This window comes from Rhizobium sp. NFR03 (genome assembly GCF_900111275.1).
Classification (GTDB): Bacteria; Pseudomonadota; Alphaproteobacteria; order Rhizobiales; family Rhizobiaceae; genus Ferranicluibacter.
Genome location: NZ_FOGR01000003.1, coordinates 590,400 through 611,423, shown reverse-complemented (window position 1 = coordinate 611,423; position 21,024 = coordinate 590,400). Strand labels below are relative to the sequence as shown.

Here is a 21,024-nt window from a genome sequence, read left to right as displayed (position 1 = left end):
AGGTCCGTTTCGCTCCGCCGTTTCACACGTCTCTTCTTATAGGGGGGACCCATGCGAAGGCAAAATGAAGGCAGGAGAGCCGAAAGACCGGCCGATCAGGACGACTGGCGTCCCATGCGGAGATCCTCGACGATATCGGCGCTTTGCCCGAGGCGGGATTTATAGACCTGATAATTCTCCATGACCCGCTGCACGTAATTGCGCGTTTCGGCAAACGGGATGCGTTCGATCCAGTCGACCACCTCGTCGATCGATTTGCCACGCGGATCGCCATAGCGGCCGATCCATTCGGGCACGCGGCGAGGACCCGCATTGTAGGCGATGAAGGTCAGAATGTAGGAGCCGCCGAAATCATTGATCTGCTCGCCGAGATAATGGGCGCCAAGCGTCGCATTATATCCTGCGTCCGTCGTCAGCCGCTCCTTGGAGTAGGGGATGCCGTGGCGACTGGCGACGAGCTTTGCCGTCGTCGGCAGGATCTGCAGCAGGCCGCGGGCATTGGCCGGCGATACCGCAGCGGGGTTGAACGCGCTTTCCTGCCGCGCAATGGCATAGGCGAGCGCCTTGCCGGAGCCTGAAATGTTGGCCGTGCCCGGTATGACGCCGAGGGGAAAGGCGAGGGCTGCCACATCGATGCCGCGGCCGAAGGCGAGCTTGCCGACCTGAAGCGCAAGGCTGTGCGTCCGCGTCTTCTCTGCGCGGGACGAGAGAATCGCCAGCTCGCCCGGATTGGTGAGGTTGTCGGCAAGAGCGAGATAGAGCCCGTCCGCGCGCCATCCATGACCGGCTGCTTCCAGCCGCGCGATTGCGCGAACGGCTTCCCGGCTCTCGAACCGCGTTCGGTCATCGGCCGTCGGGCTGGGATAGGTGACGTTCAGCGTCTTCCGGCCGAGCTTCGCGCTGGCCAGCTGCCCGTAGAACGTGCCGGACAGCGCGGCTGCTTTGGCATAGTAGGCCTTGGCCTGGCCGGGACCGCCCTTCTCGGCGGCGCGACCGAGCCAGTAATAGGCGCGCGAAACCGAGATCGGGCGGTTCGATGCCTTGAGGATGCGCTCGAAATGGACCGCTGCGGTCTTCCCGTCCTGAAGACCGCGCAGCGCGTACCACCCGGCATGGAACTCCGCATCGACCACATCGGCGGCATCCGTGGCCGCATGCGCGGCGGCAACGCGGTAGGCGCCACGGAAATCTCCGGCATCGGCGAGTCCCCGGCTGATGATCCGCTGCTCTACCCACCATTCCCCCGTATCGATCAGCCGTTCGGGGTCCTTAGGCAATTGCGACAGTAGCTTTGCTGCTGCGTCGTACTTCTCCTGCTTGCGCAGTTGCTCGATCCGCACGAACAGAAAGGCCGGGTCGTTGCGCCAGGACGGATCGACGGCGGCAATCAGCGCGTCTGCATTCGCAGCCTTCTTCGACATGGCGATCCAGGCGCGATAGAGCGATTGCGCCTTGCCGAGATCGCTGAAGCGCGTCGCCTGCTCGAAGCGACCGCGATAGAGCAGCATTTCCATGCGGCGCTTGTGGTCCGCCGTCGTCAGCAAGCTCGGAAATTCCGCAAGAACTTTGGTTTCCATCGCGGCGTCCAGCGTCTTCGTCGCCCAGAGCCCGCGAAGTCGGGTCGCGGCCTGCTGCGTGTCGCCTTTGGCAACCAGCGCCCGCGCGAGGATCAACGTGCCTTCCGATGTCTCCGGCGCTGTGCTTCCGAAGGCCGCCAATATGTCCTTCGGCGAGGGGTTCTCCCGGTAGAGCGCCCGTTCGGAGCTGGCACGCAGTCCGCTCAGGCCGGGCCAGCCCTTGAGTTCCTGCTGAGCACGCGCGATTTCGTAAGAAGGAATACCCTTCTGTGTCGATTGCGCGATGGCCCAGGTCAGAATGTGCCGGTCGAGCGTATCCTCGCCCATGGCATCGCGCACGGCGATCGCACGTACGGGATCGCGATTGGCAAGAGCATCCAGACCGTCCTTGAGAGCTGCAACGGAAACAGGAATGCTGCTGCGCGGGATCGCGCCGGTAATGCCGCCGTCCGTCATGCCGCTGAAGGCAGCCGGCGCCTTGGGAACGGGAACAAACGCCTCTGCGGCGGACGAAACGGCCGTTGCGCGCGCGCGGGGAAGGGGGACGCTGGCTGGTTCCGCCTGCGCGGCGAGACCCGGAACAAGGAGTGCGCCGAGGCCAAGCGTGGAGACACCCAACGCGACGAGCAGCGTTCTGTGGATGGCACCACGCATGAAAACTTTCCCGCCCATGATCAACCCGCCGTTTTGCAATCCTACCTCATTTGGCAAGCGAGATCCTAACGAAAGATTAAGTCGGTCCAGGAACTGGAAATTGTCCGGAACCATCATTGTGTCGTCATCAAAAAATCAGCGTGAACTGCCTGAACCGCCTCAACCCCCGAGGCCACTTCATACGTTCCGCTCTGCATCGTCGCGACCAGTCAATGCTTGCCGCCGGAGATCGGTGCGATTAAGGTGCCGGCAATTTTCTAACCGTGAAATGCGGCCGAAGCATGGGTCTCCAGTGCCCGCGCGCCGTCAGGAGTCGTGCATGTTCAAGGGATCCATTCCCGCTCTCGTTACCCCGTTCACGCCAGCCGGCGCCGTGGACGAAGCTGCATTCGTCGATCACGTCCAGTGGGTCATCTCGGAGGGTAGCCATGGTGTCGTTCCCGTGGGAACGACAGGCGAATCCCCCACTCTTTCGCATGCCGAGCACAAGCGCGTTGTCGAACTCTGCATCGAGGCCGTCGGCGGGCGCGTTCCCGTCATCGCCGGTGCCGGGTCCAACAACACCCGCGAGGCCATCGAGCTTGCCCAGCATGCCGAAAAGGCTGGAGCCGATGGTATCCTCGTCGTGACACCATATTATAACAAGCCGACGCAGAAGGGGCTTTTCGCCCATTTTTCCGCGATCGCCGAGGCGGTCAAGCTTCCGCTCGTCATCTACAACATTCCAGGTCGCTCGGTCATCGACATGACGCCGGAAACCATGGGTGCCCTGCGCAAGGCCTATCCATCGATTGTCGGCGTGAAGGATGCGACCGGCAAGATCGAGCGCGTATCCGAGCAGCGCATCACCTGCGGTGCGGATTTCGTCCAGCTTTCCGGGGAAGACGCGACGGCACTCGGCTTCAACGCGCATGGCGGCGTCGGCTGCATTTCGGTTACGGCCAATGTCGCGCCGCGCCTTTGCGCCGCGTTCCAGGAGGCGACGCTGGCTGGCGATTTTGCCAAGGCGCTCGCCTATCAGGACCAGCTTATGCCGCTGCATAAGGCCATCTTCATGGAGCCGGGCGTTTGCGGCTCGAAGTTTGCACTGGACCGGCTGCGGGGCATGAGCCGTCATGTCCGCTCGCCGTTGATGTCATCGCTCGAGCCCGCTACCGAAAGCGCGATCGAGGCAGCGCTCGTGCATGCAGGGCTGTTGAACTGATGGCTCCGAAGGGCAGCGAGCGAACCGTTCGCAAGATCGTCGCCGAAAATCGCAAGGCGCGATATAATTACGAGATCCTCGACACGTACGAGGCCGGTCTGGTGCTGACCGGCACCGAGGTGAAGTCGCTGCGGGAGGGCAAGGCCAATATTGCCGAGTCCTACGCGACGGACGAGGGCGGCGAGATCTGGCTGATCAATTCCTATCTTCCGGAATATCTGCAGGCCAACCGTTTCAATCACGAGCCGCGCCGCCGCCGCAAGCTTCTCCTGTCGAAGCGCGAGGTGAACCGTCTTCAGGGCGCCGTGAACCGTGAAGGCATGTCGCTGATCCCGCTGAAGATCTATTTCAACGATCAGGGGCGCGCCAAGCTCGAGCTGGCGCTCGGTAAGGGCAAGAAGCTGCACGACAAGCGGGAAAGTGAAAAAGAGCGTGACTGGAACCGCCAGAAAAGCCGTCTTCTGAAGGACGGCTGACGCTCGCAGTCATGGAGATCGGCGCCCGGTGTGCCGATCTTTTGCAGTGTTTTGCGACGCGAAAGCGATTCCGCTATCATTGGAACGCCAGAGCATTTCCAGCCGAAGCGTCATCGCTTCGGCGTCGGATGATGCTTCGAAAACAAATGACCAGGGTCTTTATGGTGAGCCCGTGTTCACCGGACATACCCTACTGTCCTTCAATGCTCGTATCAGTTCAGGTCGTCCTGATGCGCCGGCTCGACGGCGCGCGATGGCCGTTCGGACGGGTCGCGTCCGATTTCAGCCTTGAGACTGAGAAGGTCGATGAAATGGTCCGACTGGCGACGCAGGTCGTCGGCGATCATCGGCGGCTGGGTCGACATGGTGGACACCACGGACACCTTCCGCCCCTTGCGCTGCAAAGCCTCCACAAGCGTCGTGAAGTCGCCGTCTCCCGAAAAGATCACGAGGTGATCCACGGTTTCCGATTGCTCCATGGCATCGATGGCAAGTTCGATGTCCATGTTACCCTTGATCTTCCGGCGCCCGAGCGAATCGGTAAATTCCTTGGCGGGCTTCGTCACGACCTTGTAGCCGTTGTAGTCCAGCCAGTCGATCAGAGGGCGGATCGACGAGTATTCCTGATCCTCGATCAGCGCCGTGTAATAATAGGCCCGCAGAAGATAGCCCCGCTTCTGGAAAGCTTTCAAAAGCTTACGATAATCGATGTCGAAACCAAGGCTTTTCGAGGCGGCGTACAGGTTCGCGCCGTCGATAAAGAGGGCTATTTTTTCGCGAGGATCGAACATCGGCATTCCTTCAGTCCGGCGAGGGCGCAAATCTTTTCCATCTATCATCAGACGGAAAAACAAGTGCATGCCGGGGGCATCATGATTATTGTCCTTATCGTACCGGGGATCGAGAGAAAAGTTCGATAGAGGACAAACCTCGTTCGAGCACAAATTTTCCCGGCTCACTAGTCACGATCGCTGATGGCCGCATCAACATGGAAAACGAAGCCCTAAATTTGCGGTAAACTGTTTTCTTTTCATGCAAGCCTAATGTTGCAATTGGACATTTGCAATTTCCGCGATATGGCGGCGTAGTAATACTACTGGTGTCGTCACCCCTTTATCGCGCGTGCCGTCATGAAAAACTTGAATTTTCAGGCCAATGGCTGTATCCGGCAACCAATCCGTTCTCGAGAGCCGGAATGCCGCTTCGGCGTCGATCGCTCTCGTCATCAATATCTGCGCGGGCGGGGCGGCTTTTGCCGCCTCCGGCGCTTGAAACCATCGAAGGATACGCAATGGCCCGCGTTACGGTCGAAGATTGCATCGACAAGGTCGACAACCGCTTTGAGCTCGTGCTCCTTGCCAGCCACCGTGCGCGCCTGATCTCCCAGGGCGCGGCGATCACCATCGATCGCGACAACGACAAGAACCCGGTCGTGGCGCTGCGCGAGATCGCCGACGAGACGCTGTCTCCGGGCGACCTCAAGGAGGACCTGATCCATTCGTTGCAGAAGCACGTCGAGGTCGACGAGCCCGAAGCAGATCCGGCGTCGATCACCGGCGGCAGCTCGGCCACCTTCGCCGACGCTTCCGAAGACGATGACCAGCCAGAGGCCGTGACCTTCGACCGTATGACGGAAGAAGAACTGCTTGCCGGCATCGAGGGTCTCGTTCCCCCGGAGAAGAGCGACGACTACTGATCGTTCGACCGGGATCGCAGAGCCTTGGAAGCGCCGGCATCGTCCGGCGCTTTGTCGTTTTCATCGTCATGAACGATCCTGCGGTCGCCTCGCTGAGGTGCCGCTGCGGCAATAGGGTGCGAAAATCTGTAACGCGGGCGATTTCGATCGTGGAAAATCTACGGTAGCAACACGACATACTGGAAGAATCGCTTTGGAAAGCATCCAGCATGCTTTCCGTTGCCGTCGCGTCATGATTTAAATGGATTTCCATTGAAGGAGTGAAGCCTCGGAAACACAGCCCCCGCGGAGCCGCACACGCATGATGCGCCAATATGAACTCGTTGAACGGGTTCAGAAATACAAGCCCGACGTCAACGAGGCACTGCTCAACAAGGCCTATGTCTACGCCATGCAGAAGCATGGCCAGCAGAAGCGCGCCAGCGGCGATCCTTATATTTCGCATCCGCTGGAAGTTGCGGCCATCCTGACCGAGATGCACCTCGACGAAGCGACGATCGCGGTGGCGCTGCTGCATGATACCATCGAGGATACGACGGCGACGCGGGCGGAGATCGACGATCTCTTCGGCGAGGATATCGGCGCTCTGGTCGAGGGCCTGACCAAGATCAAGAAGCTCGATCTCGTGAGCCGCAAGGCCAAGCAGGCGGAAAATCTGCGCAAGCTGCTGTTGGCCATCTCGGACGATGTTCGCGTTCTCCTCGTCAAGCTTGCCGACCGGTTGCACAACATGCGCACGCTCGACCATATGTCGGCGGAAAAGCGTGCGCGGATCTCCGAGGAGACGATGGAGATCTATGCGCCGCTGGCCGGTCGCATGGGCATGCACGATATGCGCGAGGAGCTGGAAAACCTCTCCTTCCGGCACATCAATCCCGATGCCTTCGAAACCGTGACGCAGCGGCTGGACGAGCTGTCGGCGCGCAACGAGGGGCTGATCAAGAAGATCGAGGACGAACTGGGCGATCTGCTTGCCGCCAAGGGTCTGACCGGCATCAACGTCAAGGGCCGGCAGAAAAAGCCCTATTCCGTCTTCCGCAAGATGCAGTCGAAGTCCCTGTCCTTCGAGCAACTCTCCGATGTCTGGGGCTTCCGGGTGATCGTCGAGGATATTCCCGCCTGCTACCGCGCACTCGGCATCGTGCACACCCGCTGGCGCGTCGTCCCGGGCCGGTTCAAGGATTACATCTCGACGCCGAAGCAGAACGACTACCAGTCGATTCACACCACCATCGTCGGCCCGTCGCGCCAGCGCATCGAGCTGCAGATCCGCACGCGGCGCATGCATGAGATCGCGGAATACGGCATCGCGGCGCATACGCTCTACAAGGATGGCGCAGAGACGCAGCAGGGCGACGTCAAGCTGTCGCCGACCTCTAACGCCTATTCCTGGCTGCGCCGCACCATCGAGGCGCTGGCGGAAGGCGACAACCCGGAAGAGTTTCTGGAGCATACCAAGCTCGAGCTTTTTCAGGATCAGGTCTTCTGCTTCACGCCCAAGGGCCAGCTGATCGCCTTGCCGCGCGGCGCCACGCCGATCGATTTCGCCTATGCGGTCCATACCAATATCGGCGACACCTGCGTCGGCGCCAAGATCAACGGGCGGATCATGCCGCTGGTCACGCGGCTCGCCAATGGCGACGAGGTCGAGATCGTCCGGTCGGGGATACAGGTGCCTCCGGCCGCCTGGGAGGAAATCGTCGTCACGGGCAAGGCCCGCGCCGCTATCCGCCGCGCGACCAAGGCCGCCATCCGCAAACAATATTCCGGGCTCGGCTATCGCATTCTGGAGCGTACATTCGAGCGCGCCGGCAAGCCGTTCTCCCGCGAGGCGATGAAGCCGATCCTGCACCGGCTCGGCCAGAAGGAGGTCGAGGACGCTATTGCCGCCGTCGGCCGCGGAGAGCTTTCCTCTCTCGACGTGCTGCGCGCCATGCATCCCGACCATCAGGACGAGCGGGTCACGCCGAAGCCCTCGACGGACGACGGCTGGTTCGCCATGCGCTCTGCCGCCGGCATGGCGTTCAAGATTCCGGGCCATTCCAAGGAGAGTGCCACCGCCATCGATGCCGGCGGGCCGGAAGATCTGCCGATCCGCGGCCTTTCGGGCAACGCTTTCGTCCACTTCAGCGCCTCCGGCGCCGTGCCCGGCGACCGCATCGTCGGCATCATGGAGAAGGACAAGGGGATCACCATCTACCCGATCCAGTCGCCGAGCCTGCAGCAGTTCGACGACGAATCGGAGCGCTGGATCGATGTGCGCTGGGATCTCGACCAGGCGAACAACACCCGCTTCATGGTGCGCGTGCAGGTGAACGCGCTGAACGAGCCGGGAACGCTGGCCGATATCGCCCAGTCGCTGGCCACCGGCGACATCAACATCCGCGCCATCACCATGGGGCCGATCGCCGCCGATTTCAGCGAGTTGCTGCTCGATCTCGAGGTTTGGGATCTTCGCCAGCTGAACCATATGCTGACCCAGCTGAAGGACCTGCCGGTCGTCTCCACGGTGAAGCGCGTCTTTCTCTGAGCAATGTGCCTGCGATATGGGCGGACGGCAATAACGGTATGCGCCGTCCGCATGGCTGCCCGCCGAACCCCGCGCTGGTGGAAAGGCAACGATACGCTTATGTTCTGGCTCGGGAGGTAAACGAAGAAAGGTTTACCAATGTTCAAGCAGATCAAGAAGCTTACCGGCGCCCTGCGCCCCCTGTCGGCCGCAGAACGCGAACTGAGCTACCTCAATGGCTCGTCCGACCGCATCGACCTGGAATATCGCCAGCGTCAGATCGACCGCGGCCTCTTCCGCAACGGCTTCTGAGCCCGTTCATTCGAACCAGGCAGACATCCGAGCCTTGCGCCTCGTGCAGGGCTGACCTGCGCAAGCTGCGTTCGAGCGGCGTAGGAAAGTAAAGCCTCAACCTTTTCCGGCAGGACGCGGCCATGATGGCGGCTCACCCGGAAATGCTCGAACGATGACGGTTCATGATGATCCGACATCGACGAGCGGTCGGGGATCGTCGTGCGGTGCGCCCTTTGCGGGGCCTGCGTCCGCCGCGATCTCCGTTTCACAGATGCATCGCCGGGACTTCGCGGATCGATCGCTATCGGCATTGCCGTCGCCGCCGTCCTCGCAGTTTTTAGTCCAGACCATAGGCAAGACAGGATGCTGGTGCCGGGCTCGGGATCGTCCGCAAGCAACGTGACCTTGCGGAAATGCTGCACCTGCGTCGAGATTGCTCCGAATTGCCATTGTACGGCCACACGGGCATCGTCTATCACGGCATCATGGTATTCAAACGTCGTCAGCCCGCATCGTTCTCAGCCCGGCTCCGCGAGCTGGTCTGGCCGCGCAAGGGGTTCACCCGCGGCCTGCGCTATCTGGCGCTGCGCATCCTGCGCCTGTCCTCGTCGCCCCATTCCATCGCCATGGGCGTTGCGGCCGGGGCCGCATCGTCGGCCACGCCCTTCGTGGGCTTTCACATTCTGCTCGCGCTTGCCGCAGCCTACCTCTTGTCCGGCAACCTAATTGCGGCCGGTATCGCAACGACGCTCGCCAATCCGTTGACGATCCCCGTCATTCTCGCGACGAGCTACGAGATCGGCACGGCGATCCTTGGCTCGGGCGCCCACGCGCCGCTCGATGGCGAGGATATGTTGCACATGCTGACGCATCTGCAACTTGCCGAGCTTTGGGGTCCTGTGCTGAAGCCCCTGTTGCTTGGCAGCCTGCCGCTGGCGGCCGGCAGCGCGGTCGTCTTCTACATCGGCTCCTTCTATGCGGCCCGGCTGTTCCAGTCCCGGCGCGTGTCGCGTCTCGCCGAAAAGCTCAAGGCGTCGCAAGCGGCGTAGTCCATCAACTCTTTGCATCCATCAGGTTTTCATGATCATCGGCCTTGGCAGCGACCTCATCGACATTCGCCGCATCGACAATTCGCTCAACCGTTTCGGCGAGCGCTTTATCCAGCGCTGCTTCACCGAGGTGGAAATCGCGAAATCCGAAGGCCGAAAAAACCGGTCGGCGTCCTATGCCAAGCGTTTCGCGGCGAAGGAGGCCTGTTCCAAGGCTTTGGGAACCGGGATCGGGCAGGGTGTTTTGTGGAAGGACATGGGCGTCGTCAATCTGCCCGGCGGCAAGCCGACGATGGTGCTGACCGGCGGCGCCGCCCTTCGCCTGGCGAGCATGCTTCCGCACGGCCATCGCGCCGTCGTGCACCTGACGATCACGGACGACGATCCGCTGGCGCAGGCCTTCGTCATAATAGAGGCGCTGCCCGTTGCTCCGGAAGACGTTAGCGGCTAGAGGATGGCCACGTCGAGGTTGGCGGCGCCTGACGGAGCGCGCGTTCGCAAGAGCGCTTGAGCCCGATCGGGCCCAGGCTCGACGCGGGCGCCACGGACCCTGCAGACCAACGGCATTCAAACGACAACAAGCGCCGGTCAGCGGCAAACAAGGATAGACGGGCGTGGCAGAAAAAATCGCAAAGAAGGAAAGTGGCCTCTGGGAGAACGTGAAGGTCATTATCCAGGCCTTGCTTCTGGCCCTCGTGATCCGGACCGTGCTCTTCCAGCCCTTCACGATTCCTTCCGGCTCGATGATGCCGACGCTGCTCGTGGGCGATTACATCTTCGTCAACAAGTTCGCCTACGGCTATTCGAAATACTCGCTGCCGCGCTCGCCCGATCTCTTCAGCGGCCGCATTTTCGGCAGTGACCCGAAGCGCGGCGATATCGCCGTATTCCGTTTCCCGCCCAATCCCGAGATCGACTACATCAAGCGCGTCATCGGCCTGCCCGGCGACCGGGTGCAGGTGCGCAACTCCATCCTTTACGTCAACGATAAGGAAGTCGCCCGCGCGCCCGACGGCGTCTTCCGTGCCGACGACCAGTACGACACCGGCGCCGACGTTCCTGTCTTCCGCGAGACGCTCGATAATGGCGTCAGCTTCGACACGCTGGACCAGTTTCCGGATTCGCGTGGCGATAACACCCGCGAATTCGTGGTGCCGGAAGGTCATTACTTCATGATGGGCGACAACCGCGACAATTCCGCCGACAGCCGTTTTGACGTCGGTTACGTGCCGGCGGAAAACCTCGTCGGTCGCGCCAGCCTGATCTTCTTCTCGCTCGGGCATGACACCTCCTTCCTGGAAATCTGGAAGTGGCCGGCAAACCTGCGCTACGACCGACTGTTCAAGGTCCTGAAGTAATGAAGCCGCGCGATCTGGGGTTGCAGGAGCGCGAGCGCCTGGAAGAAACCCTCGGCTATGTCTTCACCGACAAGGTCCGGCTCGACCGCGCACTGACGCATTCGAGCGCCCGCAATTCCGGCGGTTCGGACTATGAGCGGCTGGAGTTTCTCGGCGATCGCGTGCTTGGTCTCTGCGTCGCGGAGCTGCTGTTCCAGACGTTTAAAACGGCGAACGAAGGCGAGTTGTCGGTGCGGCTGAACCAGCTGGTCAGCGCGGAAAGCTGCGCCGCCATCTCCGACGACATCGAGCTCCACCGCTTCATTCGCGCCGGGGCCGACGTCAAGAAGCTCTCCGGCAAGCATGTACTCAACATCCGCGCCGACGTCGTGGAAGCCCTTATCGCCGCCATCTATCTCGATGGCGGGCTGGACGCTGCTCGCGGCTTCGTGCTCAAGCACTGGAAGGCCCGCGCGACGCGCGCCGACGGTGCCCGCAGGGATGCCAAGACGGAGTTGCAGGAGTGGTCGCATGCGAAGTTCGGCGTCGCGCCGCAATATCGTGTGGACGACCGATCCGGCCCGGATCATGATCCTCGCTTCACGGTGACGGTGATCATTCCCGGCGTTGCACCCGAGACGGGGATCGACCGCTCGAAACGGGCCGCCGAACAGACCGCCGCGACCCGCATTCTGGAGCGGGAAGGGGTCTGGGCAACGACCGGCCCTTGACCACGGACGCCTGATCCCTCCCGACACGAACCTTTTTCAAGCCTCTGGTCGCGGAAGCGATTGCGGTTCATACTCACGCCGGCAGACACGCCGGCCCTCAACGAATTGACGGATATGATGACCGAAGATCACAAGGATTCTGCCGCGAGCGGGCAGGACGCAGCAGTCGAAGCCGAAACGGCAACGGATGTTTCGCAGGATAAGGGGCCGACGCATTCCGGCTTCGTCGCCATGATCGGTGCCACGAACGCCGGCAAGTCGACGCTCGTCAACCGGCTGGTCGGCGCCAAGGTGTCGATCGTCAGCCACAAGGTGCAGACGACGCGCGCCATCGTGCGCGGCATCGCCATCCACGACCGCGCGCAGATCGTGTTCATGGATACGCCCGGCATCTTCAAGCCGCGCCGCAGGCTCGACCGTGCCATGGTGACCACCGCCTGGGGCGGTGCCAAGGACGCGGATTTCATCATGCTGCTGGTCGACAGCGAGCGCGGGCTGAAGGGCGATGCGCAGATGATTCTGGAGGGGCTGAAGGAGGTCCACCAGCCGAAGATCCTCGTGCTCAACAAGATCGATCAGGTCTCCCGCGACGTGCTGCTTCAGCTGGCGTCCGCCGCCAACGAGGTGGTTCCCTTCGAGCGGACCTTCATGATCTCCGCGCTGACCGGCTCCGGCTGCGAGGATGTCATGGACTATCTGGCGGCAGCACTGCCGGAGGGACCCTGGTACTACCCGGAAGACCAGATCTCCGATCTGCCCATGCGCCAGCTGGCCGCCGAGATCACCCGCGAAAAACTGTTCCTGCGCCTCCATCAGGAGCTTCCCTATTCCTCGCATGTGGAAACCGAGGGCTGGGAGGAAAAGAAGGATGGCTCGGTTCGGATCGAGCAGGTGATCTATGTGGAGCGCGACAGCCAGAAGAAGATCGCGCTCGGCAAGAATGGCGATGCGATCAAGGCGATCTCCATGGCGGCGCGCAAGGAAATCTCAGAAATCCTGGAGCAGCCGGTCCACCTCTTCCTCTTCGTCAAGGTGCGCGAAAACTGGGGCGACGACCCCGAGCGCTTCCGCGAGATGGGGCTGGAATTCCCCCGCTGATGTAAAACGACGGAGAGACCATGCGATTCGGTGAACGCTCCGTCCCGTCCTGCGCGGCTTTTCCGGTCTCGTGCTCCATGGCATCTCAAGATGCAGATCAGGTGCAAGGAGACGGACGATGCCGCAACTCGTAAACGGGGTTTGGGAAAAAGGCGACGTTGCCGCCGGCGAGATGAAAGGCGGCGCCTTTCACCGCGAGCCGACCAGCTTTCGCAGCTGGATCACCCCGGACGGCAGCCCGGGACCTGAGGGCCAGCCGGCGCTCAAGGCCGAGCCCGGACGTTTTCAGCTGTTCGTCGCCTATATCTGCCCCTGGGCCTCCCGAACATTGATGATGCGCAGCATCAAGGGCCTGACGGACGTCATTCCCGTTGCCATATCGGAGCCGGAACTCGGAGAGAACGGCTGGACCTACGACCCGCCCGCCGATGCCGGGCCTCGCGTCGGCCGTGTCCGCTACCAGCACGAACTCTATACGGCGTCCGATCCCCATTACACCGGCAAGGTTTCCGTGCCCGTCCTCTGGGACCGCGTTGAAGGCCGTATCGTCAACAACGAGTCCGCCGACATCCTGCGCATTCTAAACGCTGGCTTTGACGATCTGACGGGAGACCGTGGCGATCTCTACCCGGAACGCCTCCGCCCCGAGATCGACCGCTGGAACACGCTGATCTACGACACGCTCAACAACGGCGTCTATCGCGCCGGCTTCGCCCGCACGCAGGCAGCCTATGAAGAGGCCGCCAGAGGCGTCTTCGCCACCCTCGATACGCTTGAGGCGCATCTGTCGAGGAACCGCTATGTCGCCGGCCGCCATCTGACGGAAGCCGATATCCGCCTGTTCGTGACGCTGGTGCGCTTCGACGCGGCCTATCACGGCGCCTTCAAGTGCAACCTGCGCCGCATCGCCGATTACCCGCATCTTCAGGCCTATCTCCGCGACATCTATCAGTGGCCCGGCATCGCGGAGACCGTGCGGATCGACCATATCAAGCGCGGTTATTATTCGATCGCTCACATCAACCCGACAGGCATCGTGCCGCTCGGGCCGGATCTCGATCTCATCGGCCCGCCAAGCCGGGACGGGCTTACGGGCGAGGGGATCGTGCAGCGCGCCTGACCACGCTCTCGCGCTTGGCGTTCCCGCTCGATCTCTCTATGGTCCGCCCGATTCGGAAACAGGAGATCGCGCCTCATGTCGCAGCCAGCTCAGACGTCCAGGCGGACGGTTCCGCCGATTGCCCTTCTGATCGCGCAGGAGATCAAGGCGACACAGGCGCAGGTCGTCTCGGCCGTCGACCTTCTGGATGGCGGGGCGACGGTGCCCTTCATCGCCCGCTACCGCAAGGAAGTCACCGGCGGTCTTGACGACACGCAGTTGCGCACGCTCGCCGAGCGGCTGGTTTACCTGCGAGAACTGGAGGCGCGGCGAAACTCCATCGTCGAGTCGATCCGTGGTCAGGGCAAGCTGACCGACGACCTCGAGCGCAAGATCGCCGCCGTTACGACGAAGGCCGAGCTTGAGGACATCTATCTCCCCTACAAGCCGAAGCGCCGCACGAAAGCCGAGATCGCCCGCGAAAAAGGGCTCGGACCGCTCGCCGAATCGATCCTTCTCGATCGCCGCATTGCGCCCGCCGAGCGCGCCGCCTCCTTCCTCACGGTCGACGTTCCGGATGTGAAGGCAGCGCTCGAAGGCGCGCGCGACATCGTTGCCGAAGGCATCGTGGAGAATGCCGACCTGCTCGGCCGTCTGCGCGGCCATATGCGCAATGGTGCCTATCTCCGCGCAAAGGTCGTCGCCGGCAAGGAAGCGGCCGGCGCCAAGTTCTCCGATTATTTCGACCATTCCGAACGCTGGGCGACGGCGCCCGGCCATCGGGCGCTGGCCATGCTGCGCGGCTGGAACGAGGAAATCCTCTCGGTCGATATCGTCGTGGACGAGGCCGATCCGTCTCCCGTGAAGCCCGTGGAGAGCATCATTGCGGCTGCCTATCAGCTCGGCAGCCTGCCCGGCGACCAGTGGCTGATGGAGGTGATCCGCTGGACATGGCGCGTCAAGCTCTCCATGTCCCTGTCGCTCGATCTGATGCGTGAACTGCGCGAACGGGCCGAGGAGGAGGCGATCCACGTCTTCGCCCGAAACCTCAAGGACCTGCTGCTGGCGGCCCCGGCCGGCTCCCGCGCCACGATGGGCCTCGATCCTGGCATTCGCACCGGTGTGAAGGTGGCCGTCGTGGATGGAACCGGCAAGCTGCTGGAAACGACCACCGTCTATCCCTTTCCGCCGAAGAACGATGTGCGCGGCGCGCAGGCCGAAATCGCCAAGCTCGTCGCCCGGCACAAGGTTGAGCTGATCTCCATCGGCAACGGTACGGGCAGCCGCGAGACCGAGCGGCTGGTCGCCGATATGCTCGCGACCTTGCCGGGCCAGAAGCCCACCAAGGTCATCGTGTCCGAAGCCGGCGCCTCGATCTACTCGGCCTCGCAGGCTGCAGCCGACGAGTTTCCGACGCTCGATGTCTCGCTGCGCGGTGCCGTCTCCATCGCCCGCAGGCTGCAGGACCCGCTCGCCGAACTCGTGAAGATCGAACCGAAATCCATCGGTGTCGGGCAATACCAGCATGATGTCGATCAGGGACGCCTGAGCCGCTCGCTGGATGCCGTGGTGGAAGATGCGGTGAATGCCGTCGGCGTCGATCTGAACACGGCATCCGCGCCGCTTCTGTCGCGCGTGTCCGGCCTCAGCCGCTCGACGGCGGAAGCGATCGTCGCACATCGCGACGCGATCGGACCGTTCAAGACCCGCACGGAGCTGAAGACGGTCCCGCGCCTCGGTGCACGCACCTTCGAACAATGCGCCGGCTTCCTGCGTATTCCCGGCGGCAAGGAGCCGCTGGATGCCTCCTCGGTCCACCCGGAAGCCTATGGCGTCGCCAAGAAGATCATTTCCGCCTGCGGCCGCGATGTCCGCGCCGTCATGGGCGATTCCCAGCTTCTGAAATCGCTCGACCCTAAGGCCTTCGTGGACGACCGTTTCGGTCTGCCGACCATTCGCGACATCCTGTCGGAACTCGAAAAGCCCGGCCGCGACCCGCGTCCGAGTTTCAAGACCGCCACGTTTGCCGACGGTATCGACGACATCAAGGACCTGAAACCCGGCATGCTGCTGGAGGGCACGGTGACCAATGTCGCAGCCTTCGGCGCCTTCGTGGATATCGGCGTCCATCAGGATGGGCTCGTGCACGTGTCGCAACTCGCCGACCGGTTCGTGAAGGATCCGCATGAGGTGGTGAAGGCCGGCGACGTCGTGAAGGTGCGCGTGACGGAAGTGGACGTTCCGCGCAAGCGCATCGGTCTCACCATGCGCAAGGATGGCGGCGAGGCGGGCGGGCGGCCTGCATCTCCGGCGGAGCCCCGGCGCGATCATCGCCCGAGCAAGCAGGAGAAGCCAACGCCGGCAGCCACCGGCGCGCTGGGCGAGGCGCTGTTGCGGGCGGCAAAGCGGACGTAGCGCGCGACGCTTGTCATTTTTCGGCAGGCGTTTCATACCTGATGCAGGAACCGACGTGAGGAAAGCATGGCAGTATTGGTAACGGGCGGTGGCGGCTATATCGGCAGCCATATGGTATGGGCGCTTCTGGAGGCGGGGGAAGAGGTCGTCGTCATCGACCGGCTTTCCACTGGTTTCCGCTGGGCGATTGCGCCGGAAGCGCAGATGTACGAGGGCGACATCGCGGATGCGGCGCTGCTGTCGCGGATCTTCTCGGAAAACACCATCGATGCCGTCATCCACTTCGCTGGATCGATCGTCGTGCCCGACAGTGTCAGCGATCCGCTCGGCTATTACGAGAACAACACCGTCAAGTCGCGCGCGCTCATCGCCAGCGTCGTCGAGGCCGGCATCCCGCATTTTGTCTTCTCCTCCACGGCTGCCGTCTATGGCACGCCGGAGGTGCTGGAGCCCGTGACGGAAACGGTGCAGCTGCGCCCGGAATCGCCCTATGGTTCCTCGAAGCTGATGACGGAAATCATGCTGCGCGACGCTGCCGTGGCGCACGACCTGACCTATACGGTGCTGCGCTACTTCAACGTGGCGGGTGCCGACCCCAAGGGGCGGTCCGGCCAGTCCTCCAAGACATCGACGCATCTGATCAAGATCGCCTGCGCCGTGGCGCTCGGCAAGCGTCCGTCCATGAGCGTTTTCGGCACGGACTACCCGACGCCGGATGGCACCTGCGTGCGCGACTACATTCATGTCTGGGATCTGGTGCAGGCGCATCTGAAGGCTTTGCAGCGCATGCGCGCCGGGGGAGGCTCCCTGGTGGCCAATTGCGGTTACGGCCACGGTTTCTCGGTGCTCGAGGTTCTCGATACCGTCAAGCGGGTCAACGGGTCGGATCTTGCCGTCGAGTTTGCTGCCCGCCGCGCAGGCGACCCGGCGATGATCGTCGCGAACCCGGCTCTCGCCATGAAGGAACTCGGGTGGGTGCCGGAATACGACGATCTCGACGTGATCGTCCGTCACGCCCTGGAATGGGAAGACCGTCTCTCGCGGCGGAACGCCGCCGACTGATGTCATCGGTCGAATCGTAGCAGTCCCCTGGCCGCCGAATGGATCTCCTCAGCATGTCTGCATGCCGAGAGATGTCCGATCGTGCCTGCAACATGCGGGACGTCATGAAGTTGGTTGTCGCGGACCATATTTTAGGTGTCCATTCCCCGGCATATTAGGATATGTCGTTAAAGGGTCGTCTTTTTTTGGAAAGTGAGTGATGATGAAAGTTGCAGTTGCAGGTCTCGGCTATGTCGGCATTTCGAATGCGATGCTGTTGGCGCAGCATAACGAGGTGGTCGCCTACGATACCAACATCGACAAGGTGAACATGCTGAATGCGGGAACGTCTCCGATCGTCGATCCCGAAGTTTCGGATTATCTCGGCCGCTCCCTGAACTTCCGCGCGACCGGCGACAAGGCCGACGCTTACGCCGGGGCCGACTACGTCATCGTGGCGACGCCGACCAACTATGACCCGGTGACCAATCACTTCGATACGCGCTCCGTAGAAGCGGCGATTGCCGACGTGTTCGCCGTCAACCCGACAGCCGTCATCGTCATTAAGTCCACGATCCCGGTCGGTTATACGCAGCGCCTGCGCGCGAGCCTCGGGCGTGACAACATCATCTTCTCGCCGGAGTTTCTGCGCGAGGGCAAGGCCCTGCACGACAACCTTCACCCGTCGCGCATCGTGGTCGGCGAGCAGTCCGATCGGGCGAAGACCTTCGCCGACATGCTGCTCGGCGGCGCCATCAAGAAGGATGTGCAGATCCTCCTGACGGATTCGAGCGAGGCCGAGGCGATCAAGCTCTTCTCCAATACCTATCTTGCCATGCGCGTTGCCTATTTCAACGAACTCGACACCTATGCGGAGCTTCACGGCCTGAACGCGCGCCAGATCATCAACGGCGTCGGCCTCGACCCGCGGATCGGCACGCACTACAACAATCCGTCCTTCGGCTATGGCGGCTATTGCCTGCCCAAGGACACCAAGCAGTTGCTGGCGAACTACAGCGAGGTGCCCCAGGCGCTGATCAGCGCCATCGTCACCGCCAATACGACACGCAAGGACTTCGTTGCGGAGAGCATCTTGCGCCGCAACCCGAAGAGGGTCGGCATTTATCGGCTGGTTATGAAGGCCGGCTCGGACAACTTCAGGGATTCGTCCATTCAGGGCATCATGAAGCGGCTGAAGGCGAAGGGCATCGACGTCGTTGTCTTCGAACCTGCCCTCCCAGGCGAGGACTTCTTCAAATCGCCCCTGATCCGCGATCTCGAGACCTTCAAGCAGACGTGCGACGTCATTGTCGCCAATCGCTACACGCCGGAACTGAAGGATGTCGAGGCGAAGGTCTATACACGCGACCTGTTCGGCTCCGACTAAAGGCGATGTAGTCCGTCTGAAGGTCTCGGTGAGACGGGAAAGCGCATGTCGATTACGGCATGCGCTTTCGCGCTTCCGCTGATATATCCATCATGACGGCAAGGTGATGCTGTGCAGGATGACGCTCCAGGCTGCGATCGAAAAGCTGAAAGCGGCGGACAGGCTCTTGAGGCGAAGGGACATCGGGCTCTCCAGATTATTTCCGGAACCTAGGCGCACGTACCTTATGACGCCGTTAAATCCGGCACACATGCCCTCCAAACCTCACAATTCCAGAAGACACAGCTAAAAAACGGTTCATTTTCGAGCGCTCTGGCTCAAGGCCTGCGGCAGTCGCATGCTTCGGCGATCAAAGCCGTGAAATGCGACCTATCAGCTATGCGTCCAGTGCATGGCAGCCGTCCATAGTTAATCAAGAGTATATTTCTTAGTGACTCCTGATTTAGAGTGGGGCATATTGCAATGCAGCATAGGGATGCATTCGCGCGGAGGTTGGCATGAAGGAATTTGGTGCGATGACATATGTGGCCGCAGTTCCGACGTCGCCCGCCGCATATCGCGGCCCTCTGACGAGCGTTGGATATTCCGGAAGCCGCACGGCCCATCTGGTGGCCAAGCGTGCACTGGATATCGTCGTGTCGTTCACGGCCCTGGCGATCCTGCTGCCGTTCTTCGTTCTGGTTTGCATTGCAATCCGGCTCGAAAGCAAGGGTTCGCCGATCTTCAGTCAGGTCCGTTGGGGCGTGAATTGCACGCGCATCCGCATCTACAAGTTCCGCAGCATGCGAACCGATCTCTGTGACGCCACAGGCGTCGCGCAGACGACGAAGAACGATCCGCGGATCACGCGTCTCGGAGCCATCCTTCGCAAGACCAGCATCGATGAACTTCCCCAGCTTGTGAACGTGCTTCTCGGGCATATGTCGCTGGTTGGCCCGCGTTGCCACGCTGTTGGAATGCTGGCGGCAGATCGTCCCTACGAAGACCTCGTGCCCCATTATCATGACCGTCACCGGATCAAGCCGGGCCTCACGGGTCTTGCCCAGGTCCGCGGTCTGCGTGGCCCGACAACGGACGCCGCCAAGGCCCGCGCCCGCATCGCCTGCGACATCTACTACATGCACAACTATTCATTCTGGATGGATATGAGCATCATCGGCCGGACGGTCATGTCCGAGCTGCGCGGCGGTAGCGGTTTCTAGGGCTCAGGAGCCCGGCAGGATACCTTCCATCTAAGCGAGACGAGGCGGACCCGTGGTGTTGTCACGTGTCCGAAGAAAATCACCTGTTTCAGTGGAATGATGTGTGTAATGGGCGCCTTTCAGGCGCCCTTTCTCGTTTTGCCGTCACACCCTACAGCTCGTTCCACGAACCGCTCAATGATGACAATCACATTGTCGGCGCGTCGCAAAAGAGTGGCGGCAAAACAGTCAGATGAGGCTGACGCTACCCTTGGCGATCTTGAGGACGGTCAGGTGTCCGCTTCGGTAGGCGCCTGTATCGAGAGCGATGCGATCCTCACGAAACTCGGGCTCCCGAACGATCGTGTGCCCGTGGACGACGACAACCGGCATTTGTGGACCGTTGGTCAGGAAGGGCTCCCGGATCCACATGAGGTGTTCGTCCGTCTGCAGTTCGAGCGGGCGTCCGGGATAGAGCCCGGCATGAACGAAGATATGTCGCGGACCGATGCAGGCTGCGACCGGAAGCAGTTTCAGGAACAGCTTGTGCGAGTCCGGGACGTGCAACCGCACGGCTTCGGCCAGTTTGCGAGGCGAGGCGGAGAGCCGATCGATATCGGCGTCATACATGCCGTAGGAGCGCAAGGTTTCGCGTCCCCCCAGAGACATCCAGCCGCGCGGGTCCGCCTGCGCACTGAGAACGGCATGAAAGATCTGGTCGTGATTGCCGCACAGCATGATCCGGTGCGTTCTCTTGATGGGGTCTTCGATCAGGTGCTCAATCACGCCGGCCGAGTCGGGTCCGCGGTCCACATAGTCTCCGAGGTAGATGATGATCGCGATGTCCTCGCCATCCTCGCGATCGGCCGCGATTCGTCGTTCAGCCTCGTGGAGGGCATGCAGACAGCCGTGAATGTCCGGAATGACATAGATGTTGCCAGTCATATCCCATTGTCGGAGATCCAGTCGCTGCCGGGAGGCGGCGGCTTTCTCACTACGCTGTGAATTCTGTTTCCAAGGGGTCCACATTATTTAAGGCATCCCTGTACATCGCACGCCTGTCAAGATAGTCGTGTACCCAGAACGTTAAATGCCTAAAATCTCACGATCTAAAGTCATTGACCTTAATTTAATGAATGCTTAATCAGGTTTCTTCATCTTTGCGTTAGAGAACGCTTGTGGAGTGCGTGATTCTGGAAGTGCCTGGGCATGCTGGATGGTGCCGAAACGCCTCCTCAACAGCCTGCTCATCGTAATCTACTAAAGGTCGCTGGTC

Annotated in this window: 19 protein-coding genes; 15 read left to right on the top strand and 4 right to left on the bottom strand. The window is 61.7% G+C overall.

The genetic code is table 11. The features are described from left to right. Positions 1-95 precede the first annotated feature (95 nt). Positions 96-2,231 carry a lytic transglycosylase domain-containing protein gene (locus BSG19_RS12610; protein WP_092988272.1) on the bottom strand — a complete coding sequence of 712 codons (2,136 nt, stop codon included), beginning with the start codon at positions 2,229-2,231 and terminating at the stop codon, positions 96-98. A 319-nt stretch (positions 2,232-2,550) separates the two neighbouring features. Here BSG19_RS12610 and dapA point away from each other — a divergent pair, with 319 nt between their 5' ends. Both dapA and smpB read left to right on the top strand, forming a co-directional pair. Further along, a complete protein-coding gene (gene dapA, locus BSG19_RS12605) occupies positions 2,551-3,435 on the top strand; it encodes a 4-hydroxy-tetrahydrodipicolinate synthase (protein WP_092988270.1) in 885 nt (294 codons plus the stop codon). Next, complete coding sequence (gene smpB, locus BSG19_RS12600) at positions 3,435-3,911, top strand: SsrA-binding protein SmpB (protein WP_092988268.1); 477 nt, start codon at positions 3,435-3,437, stop codon at positions 3,909-3,911. The genes dapA and smpB overlap by 1 nt, the downstream gene beginning before the upstream one ends. 212 nt (positions 3,912-4,123) lie before the next feature. On the opposite strand, the gene BSG19_RS12595 is transcribed toward smpB, so the two are convergent. After that, positions 4,124-4,702: a LabA-like NYN domain-containing protein gene (locus tag BSG19_RS12595; protein ID WP_092988494.1), complete on the bottom strand. Its 579-nt coding sequence runs from the start codon at positions 4,700-4,702 to the stop codon at positions 4,124-4,126. Between the two features lie 249 nt (positions 4,703-4,951). Continuing rightward, the gene (locus BSG19_RS25720; RefSeq protein WP_139274761.1) at positions 4,952-5,137 is read right to left on the bottom strand and encodes a hypothetical protein; all 186 of its coding nucleotides are present in this window, start codon (positions 5,135-5,137) and stop codon (positions 4,952-4,954) included. Positions 5,138-5,202: 65 nt separating this feature from the next. Between BSG19_RS25720 and rpoZ the strand changes: the two genes are divergently transcribed. The 13 genes from rpoZ (at position 5,203) to BSG19_RS12530 (ending at position 19,769) form a co-directional block, all read left to right on the top strand. Continuing rightward, entirely contained in the window at positions 5,203-5,607 is a 405-nt protein-coding gene (gene rpoZ, locus BSG19_RS12590; RefSeq protein WP_092988266.1) for a DNA-directed RNA polymerase subunit omega, read from the top strand. 301 nt (positions 5,608-5,908) lie between these two features. Further along, positions 5,909-8,137 carry a RelA/SpoT family protein gene (locus BSG19_RS12585; RefSeq protein WP_092988264.1) on the top strand — a complete coding sequence of 743 codons (2,229 nt, stop codon included), beginning with the start codon at positions 5,909-5,911 and terminating at the stop codon, positions 8,135-8,137. A gap of 138 nt (positions 8,138-8,275) precedes the next feature. Continuing rightward, positions 8,276-8,428, top strand: a complete 153-nt coding sequence (locus tag BSG19_RS12580) for a DUF3563 domain-containing protein (RefSeq protein ID WP_092988262.1) — start codon at positions 8,276-8,278, stop codon at positions 8,426-8,428. 431 nt (positions 8,429-8,859) lie between these two features. Next, positions 8,860-9,459 (top strand): DUF2062 domain-containing protein, encoded by a 600-nt coding sequence (locus BSG19_RS12575; RefSeq protein ID WP_244529220.1) that lies wholly within the window; start codon positions 8,860-8,862, stop codon positions 9,457-9,459. A gap of 31 nt (positions 9,460-9,490) precedes the next feature. Then, positions 9,491-9,910, top strand: a complete 420-nt coding sequence (gene acpS, locus BSG19_RS12570; RefSeq protein WP_092988260.1) for a holo-ACP synthase — start codon at positions 9,491-9,493, stop codon at positions 9,908-9,910. Positions 9,911-10,073: 163 nt separating this feature from the next. Next, positions 10,074-10,817 carry a signal peptidase I gene (lepB, locus tag BSG19_RS12565; RefSeq protein WP_092988258.1) on the top strand — a complete coding sequence of 248 codons (744 nt, stop codon included), beginning with the start codon at positions 10,074-10,076 and terminating at the stop codon, positions 10,815-10,817. Then, positions 10,817-11,527, top strand: coding sequence for a ribonuclease III (gene rnc, locus BSG19_RS12560; RefSeq protein ID WP_092988256.1), 711 nt, complete (start codon positions 10,817-10,819; stop codon positions 11,525-11,527). The genes lepB and rnc overlap by 1 nt, the downstream gene beginning before the upstream one ends. Before the next feature lie 105 nt (positions 11,528-11,632). Continuing rightward, positions 11,633-12,625 carry a GTPase Era gene (gene era, locus BSG19_RS12555; RefSeq protein WP_092988492.1) on the top strand — a complete coding sequence of 331 codons (993 nt, stop codon included), beginning with the start codon at positions 11,633-11,635 and terminating at the stop codon, positions 12,623-12,625. Between the two features lie 118 nt (positions 12,626-12,743). Next, positions 12,744-13,745, top strand: a complete 1,002-nt coding sequence (locus tag BSG19_RS12550; protein WP_092988254.1) for a glutathione S-transferase family protein — start codon at positions 12,744-12,746, stop codon at positions 13,743-13,745. Between the two features lie 75 nt (positions 13,746-13,820). Then, complete coding sequence (locus tag BSG19_RS12545; RefSeq protein WP_092988252.1) at positions 13,821-16,139, top strand: Tex family protein; 2,319 nt, start codon at positions 13,821-13,823, stop codon at positions 16,137-16,139. 66 nt (positions 16,140-16,205) lie between these two features. Further along, on the top strand, positions 16,206-17,201 hold the full coding sequence (galE, locus tag BSG19_RS12540) for a UDP-glucose 4-epimerase GalE (protein WP_092988250.1): 996 nt from the start codon (positions 16,206-16,208) through the stop codon (positions 17,199-17,201). A gap of 199 nt (positions 17,202-17,400) precedes the next feature. Further along, the gene (locus BSG19_RS12535; protein ID WP_280142404.1) at positions 17,401-18,567 is read left to right on the top strand and encodes a nucleotide sugar dehydrogenase; all 1,167 of its coding nucleotides are present in this window, start codon (positions 17,401-17,403) and stop codon (positions 18,565-18,567) included. 497 nt (positions 18,568-19,064) lie between these two features. After that, positions 19,065-19,769 (top strand): sugar transferase, encoded by a 705-nt coding sequence (locus tag BSG19_RS12530; RefSeq protein WP_092988248.1) that lies wholly within the window; start codon positions 19,065-19,067, stop codon positions 19,767-19,769. A gap of 228 nt (positions 19,770-19,997) precedes the next feature. Here BSG19_RS12530 and BSG19_RS12525 read toward each other — a convergent pair whose 3' ends face one another. Next, positions 19,998-20,693, bottom strand: coding sequence for a metallophosphoesterase family protein (locus tag BSG19_RS12525; RefSeq protein ID WP_170865948.1), 696 nt, complete (start codon positions 20,691-20,693; stop codon positions 19,998-20,000). Positions 20,694-21,024 lie beyond the last annotated feature (331 nt).